General features: G+C 66.1%; 18 protein-coding genes and 1 riboswitch. Of the genes, 9 read left to right on the top strand and 9 right to left on the bottom strand.

Going from position 1 to position 20,958, the window contains the following annotated elements; genetic code table 11:
- Nucleotides 1-45 precede the first annotated feature (45 nt).
- Nucleotides 46-774, top strand: coding sequence for a helix-turn-helix domain-containing protein (locus tag ACED18_RS13260; RefSeq protein WP_377292932.1), 729 nt, complete (start codon nt 46-48; stop codon nt 772-774).
- Nucleotides 775-798: 24 nt separating this feature from the next.
- Here ACED18_RS13260 and ACED18_RS13255 read toward each other — a convergent pair whose 3' ends face one another.
- The 4 genes from ACED18_RS13255 to ACED18_RS13240 all read right to left on the bottom strand — a co-directional run bounded on the left by ACED18_RS13255 (nt 799) and on the right by ACED18_RS13240 (nt 4,064).
- Complete coding sequence (locus ACED18_RS13255; protein ID WP_377292930.1) at nt 799-1,683, bottom strand: SMP-30/gluconolactonase/LRE family protein; 885 nt, start codon at nt 1,681-1,683, stop codon at nt 799-801.
- Entirely contained in the window at nt 1,680-2,318 is a 639-nt protein-coding gene (locus ACED18_RS13250; protein WP_377292928.1) for a 2-dehydro-3-deoxy-6-phosphogalactonate aldolase, read from the bottom strand. Before ACED18_RS13250 ends, ACED18_RS13255 begins: the two co-directional genes overlap by 4 nt.
- Before the next feature lie 70 nt (nt 2,319-2,388).
- The gene (locus ACED18_RS13245; protein WP_377292926.1) at nt 2,389-3,306 is read right to left on the bottom strand and encodes a 2-dehydro-3-deoxygalactonokinase; all 918 of its coding nucleotides are present in this window, start codon (nt 3,304-3,306) and stop codon (nt 2,389-2,391) included.
- A 2-nt stretch (nt 3,307-3,308) separates the two neighbouring features.
- Nucleotides 3,309-4,064: an SDR family NAD(P)-dependent oxidoreductase gene (locus ACED18_RS13240; RefSeq protein WP_377292924.1), complete on the bottom strand. Its 756-nt coding sequence runs from the start codon at nt 4,062-4,064 to the stop codon at nt 3,309-3,311.
- 207 nt (nt 4,065-4,271) lie between these two features.
- Here ACED18_RS13240 and ACED18_RS13235 point away from each other — a divergent pair, with 207 nt between their 5' ends.
- The 6 genes from ACED18_RS13235 to ACED18_RS13210 all read left to right on the top strand — a co-directional run bounded on the left by ACED18_RS13235 (nt 4,272) and on the right by ACED18_RS13210 (nt 11,800).
- Nucleotides 4,272-5,075 (top strand): IclR family transcriptional regulator, encoded by an 804-nt coding sequence (locus tag ACED18_RS13235; RefSeq protein WP_377292922.1) that lies wholly within the window; start codon nt 4,272-4,274, stop codon nt 5,073-5,075.
- 189 nt (nt 5,076-5,264) lie between these two features.
- Nucleotides 5,265-5,987, top strand: a complete 723-nt coding sequence (locus tag ACED18_RS13230) for a LuxR family transcriptional regulator (RefSeq protein WP_377292920.1) — start codon at nt 5,265-5,267, stop codon at nt 5,985-5,987.
- A 130-nt stretch (nt 5,988-6,117) separates the two neighbouring features.
- On the top strand, nt 6,118-6,864 hold the full coding sequence (locus ACED18_RS13225; protein ID WP_377292918.1) for a helix-turn-helix transcriptional regulator: 747 nt from the start codon (nt 6,118-6,120) through the stop codon (nt 6,862-6,864).
- A 512-nt stretch (nt 6,865-7,376) separates the two neighbouring features.
- Nucleotides 7,377-8,588: an Mrp/NBP35 family ATP-binding protein gene (locus ACED18_RS13220; RefSeq protein ID WP_377293101.1), complete on the top strand. Its 1,212-nt coding sequence runs from the start codon at nt 7,377-7,379 to the stop codon at nt 8,586-8,588.
- 265 nt (nt 8,589-8,853) lie between these two features.
- The gene (locus tag ACED18_RS13215; protein ID WP_377292913.1) at nt 8,854-9,852 is read left to right on the top strand and encodes a magnesium transporter CorA family protein; all 999 of its coding nucleotides are present in this window, start codon (nt 8,854-8,856) and stop codon (nt 9,850-9,852) included.
- A gap of 43 nt (nt 9,853-9,895) precedes the next feature.
- Nucleotides 9,896-11,800, top strand: coding sequence for a potassium transporter Kup (locus ACED18_RS13210; RefSeq protein ID WP_377292911.1), 1,905 nt, complete (start codon nt 9,896-9,898; stop codon nt 11,798-11,800).
- A gap of 207 nt (nt 11,801-12,007) precedes the next feature.
- Here ACED18_RS13210 and ACED18_RS13205 read toward each other — a convergent pair whose 3' ends face one another.
- From ACED18_RS13205 to ACED18_RS13190, 4 genes are all read right to left on the bottom strand, one after another.
- A complete protein-coding gene (locus ACED18_RS13205) occupies nt 12,008-12,664 on the bottom strand; it encodes a ribonuclease HII (RefSeq protein ID WP_377292909.1) in 657 nt (218 codons plus the stop codon).
- Between the two features lie 59 nt (nt 12,665-12,723).
- Nucleotides 12,724-14,148 (bottom strand): FAD-binding oxidoreductase, encoded by a 1,425-nt coding sequence (locus tag ACED18_RS13200; RefSeq protein ID WP_377292907.1) that lies wholly within the window; start codon nt 14,146-14,148, stop codon nt 12,724-12,726.
- Between the two features lie 31 nt (nt 14,149-14,179).
- Nucleotides 14,180-15,154: an L-threonylcarbamoyladenylate synthase gene (locus tag ACED18_RS13195; protein ID WP_377292905.1), complete on the bottom strand. Its 975-nt coding sequence runs from the start codon at nt 15,152-15,154 to the stop codon at nt 14,180-14,182.
- 357 nt (nt 15,155-15,511) lie between these two features.
- Nucleotides 15,512-16,120, bottom strand: a complete 609-nt coding sequence (locus ACED18_RS13190; protein WP_377292903.1) for a DUF6656 family protein — start codon at nt 16,118-16,120, stop codon at nt 15,512-15,514.
- A gap of 376 nt (nt 16,121-16,496) precedes the next feature.
- A riboswitch (cobalamin riboswitch) is annotated at nt 16,497-16,716 on the top strand.
- Between the two features lie 140 nt (nt 16,717-16,856).
- Between ACED18_RS13190 and ACED18_RS13185 the strand changes: the two genes are divergently transcribed.
- Both ACED18_RS13185 and ACED18_RS13180 read left to right on the top strand, forming a co-directional pair.
- Nucleotides 16,857-18,101, top strand: coding sequence for an aromatic ring-hydroxylating dioxygenase subunit alpha (locus ACED18_RS13185; RefSeq protein WP_377292901.1), 1,245 nt, complete (start codon nt 16,857-16,859; stop codon nt 18,099-18,101).
- 2 nt (nt 18,102-18,103) lie between these two features.
- Entirely contained in the window at nt 18,104-19,180 is a 1,077-nt protein-coding gene (locus ACED18_RS13180; RefSeq protein WP_377292899.1) for a 2Fe-2S iron-sulfur cluster-binding protein, read from the top strand.
- 20 nt (nt 19,181-19,200) lie between these two features.
- Here ACED18_RS13180 and ACED18_RS13175 read toward each other — a convergent pair whose 3' ends face one another.
- Entirely contained in the window at nt 19,201-20,856 is a 1,656-nt protein-coding gene (locus ACED18_RS13175) for a caspase family protein (protein ID WP_377292897.1), read from the bottom strand.
- Between the last annotated feature and the right edge of the window lie 102 nt (nt 20,857-20,958).

Here is a 20,958-nt window from a genome sequence, read left to right as displayed (position 1 = left end):
CTTCCTGCTGCCTACGATTTTCACTGGGATGGGCAGACGCATTACTTGGCGCATCACGACCTGATTCTGGAGGATGGCGAGCTTCTGGTGACGGGCGAGCCGGCGGTTCCCGGCGGGGATCTTCGCGACCGCATGACCTATACGCCGGCCGGCTGCGCCATCGATGGCTGGGCCAAGCCCGCAGACCGCCTCAATGCCTTCACCGTGGTGAGCTTTGATCCCTCCGCCATGGAGGCGGAGTTGCAAAAGGAGATCAACGGCACCGAGGCCCGGCCGCACATCTATTTCACCGATGAAGGCCTCGGCGCCACGATGCGCCGTCTCGGTCATCTCATGACCGGGATCGATGGGCCGGTTTCCCGGCTCCACGCCGAAACGGTCGGCCTGGGAGCGGCGCTCGAAATGTTCCAGCTGTCACGGGAGACACGCCCGCGCCTGTCCGGTGCCGGGCAGCTCACGTCGCAGCAGTTGCGCCTCGTTCAGGCCTTTGTGGAGGATCATCTGGACAAGGACATCGCGCTCGATGACCTCGCCGCCCTTTGCGGTCTCACCCGCTTCCATTTCTCGCGCGCGTTCAAGGCAAGCACCGGCGAGCCGCCCTATCGCTATGTCACCCTGCGACGCATCGAAAGGGCACGAAAGCTGCTGGCCGAAACTGGCTGGCCGATTTCGGCCATTGCCACGGCCTGCGGGTTCAATGGCTCCAGCCAGTTTGCCCGCGCCTTCCGCGAGCTGCATGGCGAGACACCGCAGCAGTTCCGCCGCCGGGTGTGAACCGGCCGGCGGCGCAGTCGCCAATCAAAGCCGGAAAGCCGGCTCGAACTTGCCTTTAAAGGAAACGCCGAGCTCGAACGTGTTGCCGGCCCGCGGGTCTGCGGCCTTCTCCGCCGGGCCGTAATCCTGCCAGGCCGATGTCACCAGCACGCGGTCGGCCTTGCGGCCGATGGCGGCCGGGCAGCTCGATTGCTTGGCGGGCACGCCGTATCGGGCGATGCGGGTGCCGTCCGGGCGATAGACATCCACCGCCCCGATGCCCCAGGTGGCGTTCCAGATATTGCCTTCGGCATCGGTGATGGCGCCATCGATCGTGGCGTCGGAGCCATGCGCATCGACCAGCACCGTCGGCGTTCCCGTGGGCAGTCCCGTGGCCGGATCGAGCGCCACCCGCATCAGCCGGTTCGGGATGGAATCGACGTAATAGCCGACCGATCCGTCCGGCGAGAAGCAGATGCCGTTCGGAATGGTGATGCCGTCGAACAGCTTCGTGACCGTCGTTCCCGCGACGTGATAGATGGCGCCGGCACCATCCTCCGCTTTGCGCCCCATGGTGCTGGCCCACAATGCGCCGGAAGGGTGCATGCGCCCGTCATTGGAGCGATTTTCCGGTTTGTCCTCCAGCGTCACGTGGAGCGACAGGCTGCCATCGCCGGTGTTGCGGATGAAGAGACCCTGGTCGGAGACGATCAGTTGGCGCCCGGCGTCGACGACCGCCATCACGCTGCCGAGAAAGGGTAGGGGGTGCACGGTCTTGGTGCCGGTCGCAAGCTCGAGCGCATGCAGCGCCTTGCCCTTGATGTCGAACCACCAGGCCGTGTCGGTCGCCGGATCGTAGGTCGGCCCTTCGCCGAGTTCGAGATGCGCCCCGCACAGCACCCGTCCCTGAAACGCTTCCCGTTCCATCACGCCTCTCCTCCATAGACTCGGTCATAGGCCTCGATTGTCACCTTCGCCCGCTGTCCGACTTCGGCGGCACTCATGCCGGCCTTGTAGAGGCTGGAGCCGAGCCCGAAGGCGCGGATGCCGATGCGGGCGTAGTCGGCGAAGTTCGTTTCGGATACGCCGCCGACCGCGGCGATGGTCAGATCCTTCGGCAGCACGGCGCGGATCGCGTTGATGCCGTCCGGGCCGAGCACGCTGGCCGGGAAGAACTTGAGGCCCGTCGCACCCGCGCGCGCGGCGGCCAGCGCCTCGGTGGGCGTAAAGACGCCGGGCAGGGTCACCATGCCGCGCTCGGCGGCCAGCCGGATCACGGCCGGCTCCACATTCGGGCTCACCATCAGCCGTCCGCCGGTGCTGTCCAGCCGCTCCACGTCCTCGGTCGTCAGCACCGTTCCCGCGCCGATCAACACGCTTTCGGGGGCCATCTTCGCGGCGATCTCGATGGAGGTGAAGGGATCCGGCGAATTCAGCGGGATTTCGATCGCCGTCAGCCCGGCCTCGATCAGCGTGCCCACCACCGCTTCCGTTTCCTCGGGCTTCAGGCCGCGCAGGATGGCAACGAGCGCGCGCTGCATGGGGGGAAAGGGAATGCGGTTCATGAACATCGTCCTCTTGTAAGCCGTGGTCGTGCATCGGCCGCCCCGGCGCAATTCCATCTTCAGTCGGTGATCAGGCGGCCCAGATCTGCCGGGCCGCATGCGCAAGCCCTTCGCGCACCGTCGCATCCGCGTCCACCGTTCTGGCCGAAAGCCCGGCGACCGTAAAGGCCGCTTCGTAAAGACCGCCAAGCCCGCCCGACACGACGAGGATGGCCTCGCTGACGGCGCCGAACGACAGCGCCCCGGCCAGTTCCAGCCCGATCATCGTGCCCGAAAGCCGCGCCCGCGAGGCGGTCGCATCCTTGCCCTGCAGCAGCTGCCCGGCGCGGATGGAGAAGACGAGATTTGTGGCAAGGGCGGGATTGTCGATCGCGCTTGCAACGGCAGCACGGAAATCCGCATGGCTGCCGTCGAACCCGCCCGCGTCAGCCAGCGTGTGCGAGAGGATCGAATGGCGGGAGATCACGTCGAACAGTTCGCCCGTCATGAAGGTCGAGAAGCCCTCGACCCGGCCGCCGGCAAGCCGCACCCATTTGCTGTGCGTACCGGGCATGCAGACGAGGCCGCTCGCATCCGGCGCAAAGCGTGTGGCGCCCAGAAGCTGGGTTTCCTCGCCGCGCATGACATCGGGGTGGTCGCCATCGCGCTGGCAGAGCCCGGGCAGGATGCGCACGTCGCGGTGAAGGCCGGGCACGCGCACGGCCTGTCCGGCAATATCGGCAAGCGCGGCCGGGGTATCGATATAGCCGGCCTCGACCCAGCCCTGGCGGGCCCCCACCATGCCGCAGGCAATGACAGGTGTGTCGGCAGAAGCGCCGGCCTCGGCCAGATGCCGTTCCAGTACCGCCTCGAAACCGCCGGCCGCGGCTGCGCTGGTCATGCCGTCGCTCGCCCGTCGCTCGGCAAGAACGGCACCGTCGGCGCCGATCAGCCAGAGGCGGAAGCTCGTGGTGCCCCAGTCGACGGCAGCATAGGATGGGTTGGTCATGGTCAGGTCGCGCCTCCGTCGACGATGATGCTCTGTGCCGTCATGCCGCCGGAGGCGGACGAGGCGAGGAAAAGACAGGGGCCGACGAGATCGCCTGGCTCCAGTGCCCGTTTCAGGCACTGCCGGTCCACCATTCGGGCGATCGATTCCTCCGTAAGCCACAGCCGCTTCTGCCGCTCGGTGACGATCATGCCCGGCAGGATGCAGTTGACGCGGATGTTCTCCGGTCCGAGCCGCCCGGCAAGAGACCGTGTTAGCCCGACGATCCCGGCCTTTGCCGTGGCATAGGATGGAATGTCTCCCATGTTCAGGAGATAGGCGATCGACGAGAAGTTCACGATCGCGCCGCCGCCCGCCTTGCGCATGTAGGGCACGGCGGCCTGGGCTGCGAAGAACAGGTGGCGCAGGTTCACCGCCTGGCTCTCGTCCCAGTCGGCCGCCGTGACCGCGTCGAAATCCTGCCGGTCGTCGCGCGCGGCATTGTTGATCAGAATATCGAGCCCGCCGAGCTGCGTTGCCAGCGCCTCGACCGCCGTCGCAACGCCATCCGCATCCCTGAGGTCGCAGGCGACAGAGGCCGGCGCGAAGCCGTCGCCCCCGAGCTTGTCGACCAGCCGGCCTGCGGCATCGGAATCGATATCGAGAAAGCCGACGCGAGAACCCGCCCGGCAAAAGGCCTCCACCAAAGCCGCGCCGATACCCGATGCACCTCCGGTCACGAGCACTGCCTTGCCGATGAGGTCGCCATACTGCTGCATCAAAGCTCTCGCCCCGAGGCGCCCGCGGGAACCTCGATAAATGTGTTCCATTATATGGAACTTTGTTTTACTATGTGGAATATCACCGCCGACATCGGCCCTGTCAAGGTCTCCGGTAAGGGCCAGCGGAAGGGTGAGATGGGCGGCGAGGTCGGCCCGGCGACGCGGGTTGCCTGCATCGCTGTACGGCAGAGGAAGGAAAGCGGCATGACCGGAGAGCCGGGCAATTCCGAAACGGTTTCATCGACCGACACCGGCACGTTCGGCAAGGTCATGGCCGTGCTCGATCTCGTGCTGTCGGCCGATGAGCCGCTGCGGTTCACGGATATCCTGCAGCGCGCCGGCCAGCCGCGCGGCACCCTGCATCGCCAGCTTGCCCATCTGGTTCGCGAAGGCTTGCTGGTCGCAGGCCCGGATGGCAGCTATTCGCCCGGTCTTCGCCTCTTGCGGCTGGCGCATCGCTCCTGGTCCCGCCACAGTTTCCGCAGTGTCGCCGAGCCGCATCTCGCCCGTCTCAATGCCATCACGGGCGAGACTGTCCATCTCGGCGTGCTGAGCGGCGCCGACATCGTCTATATCGACAAGGTGGAGAGCCGGCAGGGGGTGCGGATGGGGTCGCAGATCGGCAAGGCCTCGCCCGTCTATTGCACCGGCCTTGGCAAGGCGGCCATTTCCCTGCTGCCGGATCCGGCGCTGGAGGCCTTGCTTGCCGGGTTGCAATTCGTGCGCCACACGCCGCAGACCCTTGCGGATGCCGACGCCCTGCGCCGGGAAGTGGAGGAGATCCGCGCCGCCGGCTATGCGCTCGACAGGGAAGAGCACGAAGAAGGTATTCGCTGCGTGGCCGCACCGATTCGCGCCGGGACCGATGATGTCGTCGCAGGAATTTCCGTGACCGGTCCCGCCTATCGCGTCTCCCTGCCGCAGCTTCTGGACTGGTCGCCGGTGGTCAGGGCGACGGCAGCCGAAATCGGCCGGGATTGGCGCCTGCGTCTCGGTCTGTTCCGCTGAAACGGGGTGGCTTTACGGTAAACTTTCCGCTCAAGCTGGACGCATTGCCCCGGAGAATGTTACCTTGAGGCTACGTTGACGTCGGTAAATTCGAGTGCGCCGTTGCCTGTGAACGGGTCTGCGCGCTCGTTTTGTGGTGGGTCTGTACCCTGTCTCGGCGGCGCGCCGAAATGAGTAGAAAAGTGCGACATGATGGACATCGCTTTCGTCGAGAGACTTGAAGAAACGCTGATCGCGCCGGAGCGCTGCATGAGCGCCGACGATGTCTCGACCGCGCTCAGTCGTCTCTGCAGCGATTTTCGCTTCAATGGCTTTATCGTCATGGTCCTGCGCGACCGTGCGTGCGAATTGCTTGCCGATCACACCGTGCTGACCAACTGGCCCGCAAAGCTGATCGCCCAGTATGACAAGGAGCGCTGGTCGCGCGGCAGCCCGATTTTCGACAATCTGCGCAAAAACACCCTTCCCTTCACCTTCGACATCGCCGAGAAACGCAATCTGCCCGTTGGCGGGCGGGTCTATGATGCGTTCGCCGAAGCCGGCCTGCAGCGCGGCGTTTATATTCCGGTCCACGATCGGCGCGGCGTGCGCGGGGCGATCGGCTTCGGCGGGGATCGCGAGACGGTGACGACCGAAGAGATCGTGGCGCTGAACATGGCCTGCAGTGCGCTCTTTCAGCGCGTTTGTGACCTCAACCTCGATCGGGCTGCGTTCACCGCGCGCCTGTCCGACCGCGAGGTGGAGTGCCTGCGATGGGCCGCGGAGGGCAAGACGGCCGGCGAGGTTGCTGCTATCCTCGGTCTTTCGGAATATACCGTGACCCATTACCTGAACCGCGCCACGCAAAAGCTCGACTCCGTCAACCGCGTCCAGGCCGTCGTCAAGGCGTTGCGTGCGAGGCTGATTGCGTGATGCAGCGCCCCGGAGCCACCTTGAGCCGCACACTGTCCACATCTCCGCATGGCCGCCTGCCACAGACCTTGCTGGCGCGGCAGCGGCACGCCCATGCGACCGCGCGTCTTGACCTTGCGGGGCCATGCGCATGCTGGGCACCATGAGCCGCGGCGAGAACCCTGGCGGCGCCTTCCGCACGGGCGACTTCGCAAGCGAGATCGCTGCGTTGCAGACGCAGTTCGATATGATCCGGTACATGCGGCGTATTGGTGGCCTGTTCGGCTTCACCCATTTCATGATTGCCACCGTGCCGCAGCAGGACGCCGAGAATCTGGCCAGCCATTCGCTGGTGACGAACCTGCCCTCGGATCTCCTGACCCGTTTCGATACGCTCGGTCTCGTCCATAGCAGCCTCGTGCTCAGGCGCCTGCGTGAAACGACGACGCCGTTCCAGATGCGCAATGATCCCGCCCTCATCGAGAAGGGTGGAGCCTGCGAATTCGAGCAGGCGCTGGTCGAGGCCAATCTCTTGCAGGGCAATTTCTTTCCGGTGCACGATGTCAGCGGTTCGCGGGCCTTCGTTGCCCTGATGGGTCCGGTGCTGGATGTGCCGCCCGCCGCCGTCATGGAACTCCAGATGGTCGCGATCCACGTCTTCAACCGGCTGGTCGATATCAGCGCGCTGTGGAAGACCGCGACCAGCAAGCTTTCCGAGCGTGAAATCCAGTGCCTGACCTGGACCGCTGCCGGCAAGACCAGTTCCGAGATCGCCGGCATTCTCGGCCTCTCCGAGCACACGGTGAACCACTATCTGAACCACGTCACCAAGAAGCTGGATGCCGTCAACCGCACCCAGGCCGTGGTCAAGGCTCTCAAGCGCGGCCTTATCAGCTGACCGCGCGAGCGATGCCGGCGCGCATGTGCTGCTGATTGCCGTTTTTCCGCGCTTTCTTGCGCGGATGCACAAGAATTGTGCATTTCGACTGCCGGGACGGTCATCTTCTTGCCAGTCAGGCGATTCCGGCTTTGGCTGTGAAGCACGGATTTTCGAAATATCCGTTGATTTATAGTCGTTTGTGCTTTTTCTCCCGCTCCCGGTCAGAAGCGACGTGCCATCTGGCACGCATCCTGCATTTCAAAGGACAGGTCCAGAGGGGACTGTAAAAAGACGCGCCCACGAAGGCAGCGAAACGTTAAGGGCTGTCGCCTCGCCGTGATCCCGGATGGACGGACACGGAGAACGAGGCGGCAGCCTTTTCGTGTCCGAACCCGGGCACTGCCTGAAACCCGCCGTGGCCAATCGTCTCAAAATGCCGCCGGTCCATTGGCGAGCGCGCCGCGCTCGATTATCTCTGCGGAACTGGCGTGCCGGTTTCCGGCCGCATCCTGCAGGAAATGGATGACGACATGGCAGACGTGACGAAAGAGATGGTGCTGGAAAAGCTTGCGACGGTGCGCGGGCCGGGCCTTGAGGGCAACATCGTCGAGCGTGGCCTTGTGTCCGAAGTCTTCATCGCCGACGGCAAGGTCTATTTCTCGCTGACCGTCCCGGCCGAACAGGCCCGCGAACTGGAGCCCATGCGCGCCGCCGCCGAGCGGGTCGTCAAGGAAATCCCCGGCGTGAAAGCTGCCATGGTGGCGCTGACGGCCGACAAGAAGGCCGGGCAGGGGGGCGAACCGGCCCGCCGCCCGCCACCGCCCGCCGGCGGCCACGCCCATTCCCATTCCCACGGACATGATCACGGCCCCGGCCACACGCATGCGCAGCCGCGCCAGCCCGGTCCCGCAGCCGGGCAGCCGCGCCAGCCGGTAAAGCCCGCCGGCATTCCCGGTGTCGGCGCCATCATCGCGGTCGCCTCCGGCAAGGGCGGCGTCGGCAAATCCACGACGTCGGTCAATCTGGCGCTGGGTCTCAAGGCCAACGGGCTCAAGGTCGGCATTCTCGACGCTGATATCTACGGCCCCTCCATGCCGCGCCTGCTCGGCATTTCCGGCCGTCCGCAGCAGATCGAGGGCCGCCTGATCCGCCCCATGGAAAATTACGGCCTCAAGGTCATGTCCATGGGCTTCCTCGTGGACGAGGAGGTCGCGATGATCTGGCGCGGCCCGATGATCCAGTCGGCCCTCCTGCAGATGCTGCGCGAGGTCGCCTGGGGCGATCTCGACGTTCTCGTCGTCGACATGCCGCCCGGCACGGGCGATGCGCAGCTCACCATGGCGCAGCAGGTGCCGCTCGCCGGCGCCGTCATCGTCTCCACCCCGCAGGATCTCGCCCTCATCGACGCCCGCAAGGGGCTTGCCATGTTCCGCAAGGTGGAAGTCCCCGTCCTCGGCATTGTCGAGAACATGAGCTACTTCATCGCGCCGGACACCGGCAAGCGCTACGACATTTTCGGCCATGGCGGCGCCCGCGCCGAAGCGCAGCGGATCGACGTGCCCTTCCTGGGGGAGGTGCCGCTGACCATGACGATCCGCGAGACATCCGACGCCGGTACGCCGATCGTCGTGGCCGAGCCGGACGGCCCGTCGGCCGCCATCTACCGTGAGATCGCCGCGCGCGTCTGGGAGGGCGTCACGGCCGGTGGCCCGCAGGCTGCGCCGGCCATCGTTTTTGAGTGAGCGGGCGCCTGCATTTCCATTAGGACTTGCGACACCGCGAGGGCAGCAATGCGGCAGAGACGTGGCAGGGTCATTGATTTTTGTCGCGGACTGCGTCATATGCCCCGCCGCACAGCGTTCTGTGCCCAACTCAAGCCCTCTCGCGGTGGACCTCGGCTCCCCGTGACGACCGAGTTGAGGAAGAATTCCTCGCCGAAGGGTGCGCAGGCATGACTGGTTGTGGACGGGCAGACGGCAGGGCGGCGATGAGCCGGGCGGCCTCGCGATGATCGCGCTTCATACATCGACGGGCGAGGTGCGCGAACTTCACGCCGCCGGCCCCGGACCGCGACAGGAAACGCGCACCGAAACGCTCGATCCCGCCATCGTCTGGATCGATATGCACAGCCCCACCAAGGCCGAGGATACGCTGGTTGAAAGCCTGCTCGGCATTTCCGTGCCGACGCGCGAGGATCTGAAGGACATCGAGCCCTCGAGCCGCCTTTACACGGAGAACGGCGCCGTCTTCATGACCGCCTCCATCCTCTGCGGTGCCGACCGCGACCGCCCGACGCTGACCGACGTCGCCTTCGTGCTCACGGCAAGCCGCGTCGTCACGGTGCGCTACGACGATCCGCGCGCCTTTTCCCTCTTCAAGGCGGCGCTGAAGCGCAGTCCGCAGGGCTGCGCCACCGGCATCGGCCTGCTGCTGCGCCTGCTGGAGACCATCACCGACCGCACGGCCGAAATCCTCGAACACGCCGCGATGAAGCTCGACGATCTCTCGCACCGCGTCTTCGACACCCCGCCCGGCAGCCGCCGCCGCGATCCGCATTATCTGGAAGAGCGCTTGCGCGAGGTCGCCGCCCAGCACCGGCTGGTGGCCCTTGCCCGCGACAGCCTGAGTTCGCTCGGCCGCCTGCTGACCTTCCTCTACACCGTGCCGGACACGCAAGCCGATCACGACATGAAGGAACTGTCGCGCACCATCTCGCGCGATGTCCAGTCGCTCTCCGAGCACGCCGCCTTCATCTCCGGCAACATCGCCTTCCTGCTGGATGCCTCGCTTGGACTCATCAATGTCGAGCAGAACGCCATCATCAAGATCTTCTCGATCGCCTCGGTTGTCTTCCTGCCGCCGACGCTGGTCGCCTCGCTCTATGGCATGAACTTCCGCGTCATGCCGGAACTCGACTGGACCTTCGGCTATCCTTTCGCGATCGTCCTTATGGTCGTTTCCGCCATTATCCCCTATCTCTTCTTCCGCTGGAAAGGCTGGCTGTGAGGCGCTCGATGATCGAGTGCCCGAAACGCCGCTAGGAGCATCCATGGGTCACGCAGCAGACCATTCCCACGTCAGCAGCCATAACAAGCTGAAACGTTTTCTCATTCTGGCCCTTGGCTCCGTCGGCGTCGTCTATGGCGATATCGGCACCAGCCCGCTCTATGCCTTCCGCGAAGCCATGCGCCCCATCGCGGCCGATGGCGTGGCCCGCGAGGAGGTCGTCGGCCTCATCTCGCTGATGATCTGGACGCTGACGATCATAGTGACCCTCAAATACGTGCTCTTCCTGCTGCGCGCCGACAACCACGGCGAAGGCGGCACGCTGTCATTGCTGGCCCTGCTGATGAAGAAGGGCGGCGCCCATATGCCGCTGCTTTTCTTCATGGGCATTGCCGGAGCGGCGCTGTTCATCGGCGACGCCATGATCACGCCGGCGCTCTCGGTGCTCTCGGCCGTCGAGGGCCTGAAGCTCGTCACGCCGCATCTCAGCGAATATGTGGTGCCGATCACCGTCGTCATCCTTGTCGGCCTCTTCGCCGTGCAGTCGCGCGGCACGGCGGCGGTGTCGAATTTCTTCGGCCCGATCACGGTCGTCTGGTTCCTGGTGCTGGCCGCCGGCGGCATCAGCCATATCGGCGATGATCTCGCCATCCTCTCGGCCTTCAATCCCTTCCACGCCGTGCATTTCATGATCATCGAGGGCTATCTCGGCATCATCGTGCTCGGCGCCGTCTTCCTGACGGTCACCGGAGCGGAAGCGCTCTACGCCGACCTCGGCCATTTCGGCCGCCGGCCCATCCAGTGGGCCTGGATCTGCCTCGTCTTCCCCTCCTTGACGCTGAACTATCTCGGCCAGGGCGCGCTGGTGCTGAAGCACCCGGAAACGCTCTCCGACCCCTTCTACCTGATGTTCCCGGAATGGGCGCTGCTGCCGGTCGTGCTGCTTGCCACTGCCGCCACCATCATCGCCAGCCAGGCCGTCATCACCGGCGCCTTCTCGCTGACGCGCCAGGCCATTCACCTGGGCTTCCTGCCGCGCATGGCCATCGTCCACACATCCGAGACCCACACCGGCCAGATCTACCTGCCGAGCGTCAACACGCTGCTGCTCTTCGGCGTGATGCTGCTCGTCTTCGTCTTCGGCTCGTCGGAATCGCTCGCCACCGCCTATGGCATCTCGGTCACCGGCGCCATGGTCGTCACCACCGTGCTCGCCTTCGCGTTCGTGCGCACGCGCTGGAACTGGCCGATGTGGCTCGCCATCGTCGTGCTGGTGCCGCTCCTGGCGCTGGAACTCGTCTTCCTCGGCGCAAACCTCCTGAAGATCCACGACGGCGGCTACGTGCCGGTGATGATCGCGCTCGCCTGCGTCGTCATCATGTGGACCTGGCGCCGCGGCACGGCGATCCTGCACGAAAAGACCCGCCGCACGGATATCCCGCTCGAGACCTTCGTCAAATCGGTGGAGCGCAAGAGCGAGCATGCCCCGGTCGTCGTGCCCGGCACCGCGATCTTCCTGACCAGCGATCCCCACTCGACGCCGGCCGCGCTGATGCACAACATCAAGCACAACCACGTGCTCCATCAGCAGAATTTCATCCTGACGATCCGCACCGCCAATACGCCGCGCGTGCGCAAGGAAGACCGCGTCTCGGTCCAGCCGCTGTCGGAACGCTTCCAGATTCTCGAAATGACCTTTGGCTTCATGGAGACGCAGAACGTGTCCCAGACGCTGGGGCTCTTCAAGAAATCCGGCCTGAAGTTCGACATCATGTCGACCTCCTTCTATCTCGGTCGGCGCAAGCTGGTGCCGGACGCCCAGTCCGGCATGCCGCACTGGCAGGACCTGCTCTTCATCGGCCTCGCCAACGCCGCCATCGACCCCTCCGACTATTTCCGCCTGCCCACCAACCGCGTGGTCGAACTGGGCTCCCACGTCATCATCTGACGCAGCCATCAAGGGGGAATTGAGCCCGCCGGAACGCCGGCGGCTCTCCGGGGTCGGGCCGCCATGCGGATCAGCCCCAGGGCATGTCTTCGCGATCCGGGACACGCCTCGACCGTGGGCCTGATCCCATCCGGCATCACGCATGGACGCGGTCATCGAAGGGGCAGGCGGGATCGCGCGCCCAGTCCGCCTTCGGGATCTTTGCTATCAGCCGCCCTTCAGCGGCTTGAACGTCATCCGGTGCAGGCCTGAGGGGCCGAGCGTGCAGATCGCCTCCAGATGTGCAGCCGTGCCGTATCCGGCATGCTTTGCAAAGCCGTAGCCCGGAAAGCGTGCGTCCGCCGCCGCCATCATCCGGTCGCGGGTCACCTTGGCGACGATGGAGGCCGCAGCGATGGAGAGGGAGCGGGCATCGCCCTTCACCACGGCGCGCCCGGGGCAGGGCAGGCCGGGCGGCACGTCTCGACCGTCGACGATGGCCGCGGCGGGCGACACCGACAAGCCGCGCACCGCGCGCGCCATGGCCGCGAGATTGGCCTTCAGCACGTCGGTCCGGTCGATCTCGGCGGGCGACGCACTCGCCACGCAAACGGCGACCGCCTTCTCGAGGATCAGCGAAAACAGCGCCTCTCGCTTGGCCGCCGTCAGCTTCTTGCTGTCGTTCAGGCCCGGCGGCACATGGTCGGGATCAAGGATCACCGCCGCCGTCACCACCGGCCCCGCCAGCGGCCCGCGCCCCGCCTCGTCCACGCCCGCCACCGGCCACAGTCCCTCGCGCCGCAAGCCGTCCTCGATGGAAAAATCGGGGGCGAGGATAACGGGAAAGAGATCCGGTATTGCGGGCGGTGTCTTCTTGCGGGCCATGACGTGGATGTGCCATGCGGGACGCGCAAACGGCAAGGGGGATGGCGGCTGCTGACCTCTCAGCCCCGCCGTTGCAGCACCTTCTCCGGATTCATGATGCCTGCGGGATCGAAGGCCGCCTTGATCCGCTGCATCAGGTCGATCTCGATCGGCTCGCGGATGGCGGCCAGTTCGTCGCGCTTCAGCTGGCCGATGCCGTGCTCGGCGGAAATCGAGCCGCCGTGGGCCCGCACGATCGCATGCACGCGGTCGCTGACCTCGTGCCAGCGGTCGAGGAAGGCCTGTTTATCGGCTCCGGCGGGCTGGGAGATGTTGTAGTGGATGTTGCCGTCGCCCATGTGCCCGAAGGCGCAGATCCGGGCGCCGGGCATCATCGCCATCACCGCCGCATCGGCTTCGGCCATGAAGGCCGGGATGGCGGCGACCGGTACGGACACGTCGTGCTTGATCGAGCCGCCCTCCGGCTTCTGGGCCAGCGACATGCTCTCGCGCATGTGCCAGAAGGCGCGCCGCTGCGTCTCGTTCTGGGCGATCACCGCATCGGCGACCAGTCCCTCCGACAGTGCTTCTTCAAGGATCCCGGTGACGATCGCTTCGGCGCTCTCCTGTCTGTCGGCGCTCGAAATGTCGATCAGCACATACCAGGGCTGCGGTGTTTCCAGCGGCTCCCGCACACCCGGAATGTGCCGCACGGTGAAGTCGATGCCGATCCGCGCCATGATCTCGAAGCCGGTGAGCGCCGGCCCGCCGCGCCGCGTGGCGATGGAAAACAGTGTCAGCGCCGCCGCCGGATCGGCAACGCCGGCCACCGCCACCTGATGGCCTGCCGGGCGGGGGAAGAGCTTCAGCACAGCAGCGGTAATGACGCCGAGCGTGCCTTCCGCGCCGATGAAAAGATCGCGCAGGTCATAGCCCGTATTGTCCTTCTTCAGGCGCCGCAGCCCGTTCCAGATCTCGCCGGTCGGCAAAACCACTTCGAGCCCCAGGCACAGCTGCCGCATGTTGCCATAGGCGAGCACGGCCGTGCCGCCGGCATTGGTTGAAAGATTGCCGCCGATCTGCGCCGTCCCCTGCGAGCCGAGCGAAAGAGGAAAGAGCCGGTCGACCTTCTCCGCCGCCGTGTGGATATCGGAAAGGATGGTGCCGGCCTCCGTCACCAGCACATTGCCGACCGGGTCCACGTCGCGGATGCGGTTCATGCGCTCCAGCGACAGCACGAAGTCGTTGAGCCCAGTGCGCGGCACTTGTCCGGCCACATGGCCGGTATTGCCGCCCTGCGGCACGATCGGGGTTGCGGTGTCGCTTGCCAGCTTCAGGATCGCCGCCACCTCGGCCGTCGAGCCCGGTTTCAGGATCGCCGGTGTCTGGCCGGTGTAAAGCCCGCGCGTGTCGTGGATGTAGCGCTCATGCTCGGCCGTGTCCGTCACCACGTTGCGCGCGCCGAGAATGGCGCGGAAGCGGTCGATCAGGGCGTCATCGGTCATGGTCCATGTCCTTGCTGGGAAAGCGTCGCTGTCAGGGCCGGGGGGCTGCAGCCCGTTCGATGCGGTCGTGAATGGCCTCGCCAAGCCCGTGGCGCGGAATGGGCCCGAAGGCGATGCGCCGCGCGCCGGTCGCATCCGCCTGCTTCATCACGTCGAAAAGGCTGGCCGCCGCCTCGCGGAGATTGCCGCCGGGGCTGAGGTTGAACACGGCATGCGCGTGCTCTTCCCCCGCTATCGGCTCCGGCCCGAAGCGGATCAGCGCCTCGCCGGGCTCCACGTGGCTGGCCTCCAGCCGGACGGGCGCATCCGGCGCGTAATGCGAGGCGAGCATGCCGGGCGCGACGATGGCCGCGCCCGCCGTTTCCGGCCGCTCGACGGCCATCCCCGTCACCGCCTCGATCTCGGTGGCGTCGAGGCCGCCGGGACGCAGCAGGCGGATCCGGCCATCCTCCACCTTCACGATGGTCGATTCGAGCCCGACCACGCACGGGCCGGCATCGAGGATCAGCGCGATGCGGGAGCCGAGATCGGCGTCCACATGCGCAGCACTCGTCGGGCTGATCCGGCCCGATGTATTGGCGCTCGGCGCCGAGAGCGGCCGTCCAAGGGCCGCGATCACCCGGCGCGAAAAGCCGTCCGGCATGCGCATGGCAACGGTGTCGAGTCCGGCCGTGGCGAGAGGATGGATCGTGCTGGTTTGCGCAAGCGGCAGAACCAGAGTCAGCGGTCCCGGCCAGAAGCGCTCGGCAAGCTGTCGGGAAAGCGGATCGAACACGGCATGCTGCTCGGCCATGGCGAGATCGGCGACATGGGCGATCAGCGGATTGAAGCGCGGCCGGCCCTTCACCTCGTAGATCCGGGCGACAGCCTCCGCCTCCGTCGCATCGGCTGCCAGCCCGTAGACGGTCTCGGTGGGAATGGCGACCGGCAGCCGGCGGCCGAGCACGTCGAGCGCGGCGGCAATCGCCTCGTCCGGGTCGCGTCTCACATCGATGATCCGTGCCATGCGTCGCACCTGCTAGGCTTCAAGGGGCGGGCGCCGGAAAGCGCGTCCCCGGTGGCATCGGCGTCTGCAACCCGCACTCCGCAGCGCGAACCCCTCTGCCGTCAGCGGCGCCAATCGCCACCGTCGTCATCCTCGGGCTTGCCCCGAGGATCCACAGCCAGGGATGCGGACGCCGCGTGGACCCTCGGAACAAGCCCGAGGATGACGGAGAGAGCGGATGCAGAGCGCACCAATCGGGGAGCACCGCAAGGCGCCCTTTGCACCATCACCTAGCGCATTCGAGGACAAAGAAAAATGCCAAAGACTGAAAAGGGAGCCATCCGCTCCGCACCGCCCGCGGGCGGGTGCGAGGCAATTTCACAGCGCCTTGACGATCTTGCGCAGTTCCTCGTTGCGGGCGCCGAGCAGCAGCACGTTCTTCAGCGCTTCCTTGGGGTCGTGGGTGCGGAAGAGCAGGCCGTTCGGCCGGAACCGGCGATTGATCGTGAAGTCCTTGCCGGTCTCGCTGGCCTCGGTGGCCACGGCGAAATACATGCGCGAATAGGAGAGGCTGACGCGGCGGAAGAACTGGTCGTCGGCCTCGCCGATATCGGCGAAGAAATTGGCGAGGTAGAAGGACCAGGTGATGTCGCCGGCGCTGCCGGGAAAGCGCGTGCGCGCCGCCGTCACGTGGCAGTAGCCCAGGTGCGGACTGTCGGCCAGCGTCCGGTGAAAGATGATCTTCGGAAAGCGGATCGCCTTGTGAAAGCCGTTCAGCCGCGCACAGGTGGTCTCGCCGGCCGTTTCCAGCCGCTTTCCGGTGCGCGCCGCCACTTCGCTATGGGTCAGGTAGCGGCGTTCCTGATGGTTCCAGTCCTCCGGCGCGCGGTCAATGCGGCCGGTGCGCAGGAACTCGGTATAGATGGCGCGGCCAACCCGCGCGGCCTTCGACTTGGAGGCGTTGTCGTAATATCTGAGCTTGCTCATGCTCGTCGTCATCCACAACCACCGGCCGCATTCCGTCGGCCACGATGCTCCAATGTTAGAAGATGCAAATTAACGAGGCCTTGCCAGCCGCCCCGCGCGGCTGTGGTAACGTCAGTTGGCCATCACCCAATCATGCGGGCATGGTCCGAGGCTTGCGTGGCAGCCGCGGTGCCGCGTCACATGGCAGGACTATCGTCGCAATCGGCTGTTTCTGCGGCATATGCCCATCTCTTGAGCGCGACCTTGCCCGCCGCGTGCGCAGCGGAAAAAACCCGCCATTTGAACCGGTTAGCCGTGGCGATCAAACATCTCGCAGCCTGTCGTCAAAAGCGTTGGGCTTGGCGCAATCAGGATATTGCGACGCCTGCCTCTGCGATTAGATGGAGCCATTCGAGGTGCCGCCCCGAGGGAGGGCGGAGAATTGGGAAGCCGGTCAAAAATCCGGCGCTGCCCCCGCAACGGTAGCAGAGCACGACGAACGGCAGGAGGCCACTGGGATCCCCGCAATCAGCGGATGACCTGGGAAGGCGCCGTCCGGGTCCCCACGAAGGGACGGCTCTGGAGCCCGGAAACCAGCCTTGAAGCGAAACGACCGGCTGCGGTGGGCGGCTGGAGCGGCGGATGCTCCATGCCCGGAGCCATCCCACTGCTCCGCCTTCCTCCAGGCCAAGACGAAGAGATCACGCCCCGGACCGGCCCGTGCCGTTTCCGCCGGCCAGCGAGGAATGACGACATCATGACGATCCGCGGCGACATGCTCCAGCGCCTCAAGGGCCGCAAGCCTGGCTACAGCCTCGAACAGGCCTTCTACACCGATCCCGATTTCTTCAAGATCGATCTGGAAGAAGTCTGGTACAAGGACTGGCTCTTCGTCGGCCATGACTGCGAGGTCGCCAAGCCCGGCTCCTATTTTACCCTCCAGGTCGGCGAATACCCCGTCGTCATCGTCCGCGACCGTCAGGGCGTGATCCGCGCGTTGCACAATTCCTGCCGCCATCGCGGTTCGCGGGTCTGCACCCAGAAGAAGGGTACCTCGGCCAAGCTCGTCTGTCCCTATCACCAGTGGACCTACGAACTCGATGGCAAGCTCCTGTTCGCCCGCCAGATGGGCGAGGATTTCGACAAGACCACCCACGGCATGAAGCCGATCGCCTGCGAGACCGCCGGGGGCTACATCTTCATCAACCTTTCCGAACGTCCGATGGATTTCGCGCCGATGCGCGAGATGATGGAGCCCTATTTCGCGCCCCATAACCTCAAGGACACCAAGGTCGCCTTCGAAAGCACCATCATCGAGAAGGGCAACTGGAAGCTCGTCTGGGAAAACAACCGCGAGTGCTACCACTGCGCCGCCAACCATCCGGAACTCTGCCGCACCTACCCGGAAGCCCCGACGGCCACCGGCGTGCAGGGCGCCAAGGACGATCCGGTGATTGCCGAGCACTGGGCGAAATGCGAGGCCGCCGGCCTGCCGAGCGAATTCCGCATGCACCCGACCGGCCAGATGCGCGTTGCCCGCATGCCGCTGATCAATGATGCGGAAAGCTACACCATGTCCGGCCGCCCGGCCGTCCGCCGTCTGATGTCGGATCAGGTCACGCAGAGCCACATCGGCACGCTGCTGCTCTTCCACTACCCGACGACCTGGAACCACGTTCTGACCGACCACGCCATCACCTTCCGCGTGCTGCCGCTCGGACCCGAGCTGACGGAAGTCACCACCAAGTGGCTGGTCCACAAGGATGCCGTCGAGGGCGTGGACTACAATCTCGAGGAACTCACCCACGTCTGGACCGAAACCAACGACCAGGATCGCCAGATCGTGGAGGAAAACGCTTTCGGCATCCGCTCCCCGGCCTACGAGCCCGGCCCTTATTCGCCGGAACACGAAGGCGGCGTCATGCAGTTCGTCGAATGGTACACGACCTTCATGACCCACCGCCTGCAGGGCGAAACCACCTCCATCGCACGGGTTGCCTGACCATGACGATTGCGTCGACCTTCCGCCATTTCGACGAACTCCAGCCGTTCAACGATCGCCAGCACCGGCTGGAATGCATCGCCGTGACGGCGGAAACGGCCGACGTGATGACCTTCGTGTTCAAGGCCGACAAGCCGGGCTGGTTCCGTTACCTGCCCGGCCAGTTCGTGACGCTGGAACTGCCCGTCGGCCCAGAGCCGGTCATGCGCACCTACACGCTCTCCTCCACGCCCTCGCGGCCCTTCACGGTGGCGGTGACGGTAAAGGCTCAGGCGGGCAGCATCGGCACGCGCTGGATGTTCGAGAACCTGAAGCCCGGCATGTCGCTGAAGGCCTTCGGCCCGCTCGGCGACTTCACCTTCGCCCGCCATCCGGGCGAAAAGTACCTCTTCGTCTCCGCCGGTTCCGGCATCACGCCGATGATGTCGATGACCCGCTGGATGGCCGATTGCGCGCCCTTGAGCGATGTCGCCTTCCTCACCTGCGCCCGCACGCCGGGCGATATCCTCTTCCGCTCCGAGCTCGAAAGCCTCTCGGCCAACATGCCGAACCTCTCGCTCGGCTTCGTGGTCGAAGGCCACCAGCCGCGTGATGGCTGGCACGGCCTGCGCGGCCGCATCGATATCGAGAAGCTGAAGCTGCTCTGCCCCGATTTCCGGGACCGCACCGTCTTCTGCTGCGGCCCGGAGCCCTTCATGCGCGGCGTCAAGGGCGCGCTGGAAGCGAACGGCTTCGACATGGGCCGCTACCACGAGGAAAGCTTCCAGCCCGCAGCCCCCGAGCCCGTCGTGCTGCCGGAAGGCGAGCCGGGCGCGCCCGCCGCCATCGTCAGCTTTTCGCTGGCCGGCAAGGACGTCGCCTGCGCGCCCGGCCAGACGATCCTTCAGGTCGCACGCGCCCATGGCGTGCGCATCGGCGCGGCCTGCGAAGGCGGCATCTGCGGCACCTGCCGCGTGATGAAGCTCTCCGGCGAGGTCGAGATGAACCACAATGGCGGTATCCTCGATGACGAGATCGAGGAAGGCTACATCCTCGCCTGCTGCTCGCGCCCGCTGGGTGCGGTCACGGTCGAAGTGTAAGGCAGGCGGTGGCCGGCCGTTTAGAGCGGCCGGCAATCGAGGTGCAGTTCCGCCTCGCGCACCGACTGGCAGCGCCGCAGCACCTTCTTCGGCTTCTCCTGCACCGTCTCGGTCTTCTGCTCGACCACGACAGGCCGTGTTTTCTCGATCACCTTGCGCACCGGCGTCGTCTGCCGCTGCTGGATGACGGTCTTGGTCCGCTCGCGAATGCAGATGCCGGCGGCAGACAGGACGCGGCCGGCGGGGCAGGTGCGCGCCACGCAGACGCCGTTGCGCTCCCGTTCTCCAACGCCGCAGACAAGCGGGCAGACCCGGCCCGGCACGCTGGCAAGTGCTGCCAATAGCGCCTCGGACGGCGTCTCGGCACCGGCGGGAAGGGCGCGCTGCTTGCGGTAGGCGGCAAGGGCCGCCTCCGACTGCGGCCCCCAATGGCCGTCGGCCCGCGCCATCAGGCAGCCCGCACCGCGCAGCCGCTCCTGCACGTCCCGGATCAGGGTCGTATTGACCAAGGGTTCGGCGGGAACCGTGACAGGCAGCGCAAGCCCGGCCTCCGGGGCGGGGGTGATCGCCGCCACCTCCGAAGCCTTGCCGGCGGCGTCGGTCGCGGCCTGCTCAGCTATCTCGCCGGCCTTTGCCGCGTCCCCGGCGGCCTTGTCGGTAAGCGCTAGTGCCGTTTCGGGCGGCGTTGCGGTTTCAGCGACAACAGGCGTTCCGGCCTCCAGCGCCGCCAGCCGTCGCGCGGCAATGCCGGCAAAGGCGCAGGTGGGGAAGCGCTGCAGATGCTCGCGGTAGAGTGCTGCGTCGTTCTCACCGGAAATGGCCTGCCAGTGCAGGGCGGCGTCTCCACAAGGGTCGGCGGGCGTAACGGCACTCTCCGCCACCGGCGGCTTCAGATAGATGCTCACCCCCGGCAGCCGGCCATACTCGAACGGCGTCTGGCGACCCTTGGTACGCTCCTGCACGCGGTCGGCGATCTGCCGGAACATGAGGTTCACTTCCAGCCCCGGCGTTTCCAGATAGTGCAGCAGCGCCTCGGTATAGGGGCTGTGGCCGCTGTCGGCATCGCCGTCATCGGCCGTCGTGCCGGCGGCCGCGGCGTAGCTCACCAGCATGCCGGGCTTCGGCTCGACGCGGGCAAGGCCGCGCCCGATGGAGCGCTCGGCCCGGCTGGGCTTCATCGTCGCGGCAAAGGGATTGTTGCGGCATGCGTCGAGCAACACCAGCCGCAGGCCCTTCACGTCGGTGATCGAGGCGAGGATATCGGTGAGGCCCACGGTCTCGAAGCCGATGCGCCGGTCGGTCGTCAGCCGCGCATCGGTGGGGATCAGATAGTTCTCGCCGTCGAGTTCCATCCCGTGCCCGGCATAAAACAGCACGGCCTGTTCCGCCCCCGTCGCATGGTCGGCGAAGTCGGCAAGCGCCGTCTCGAGCGCCGCCTTGCCAAGGTCGGTGCGCAGCGTCACCGCAAAGCCGAGCCGTGTCAGCGCTGCCGCCACCGCCTCGCTGTCGGCAATCGTGTTGCGAAGCGGCGTGGCATTGCGGTAGGCGGCATTGCCGATGACAAGGGCAACGCGCCCTTCGGCAAGCGCCGCGTGCGGCACGGCAAGGCACAGCAGCACAAGGAGGCCGGCGAGACTGCGCAGCAGAGCCGTCCCGCCCGTCGAATGGCCTGCCATCCCGTTTCTCTTCCGTCCCGCCACGCGCGCCCCCCGGCGTTCCCCCGCCATTGCCCAGAGTTGCCGACTTCGCGGCGCAAGGCAAGCGGCCGACCTCTGCCG

This window comes from Rhizobium sp. SG2393 (genome assembly GCF_042610495.1).
GTDB lineage: Bacteria > Pseudomonadota > Alphaproteobacteria > Rhizobiales > Rhizobiaceae > RU20A.
This window is presented reverse-complemented; position numbering and strand designations above follow the sequence as displayed.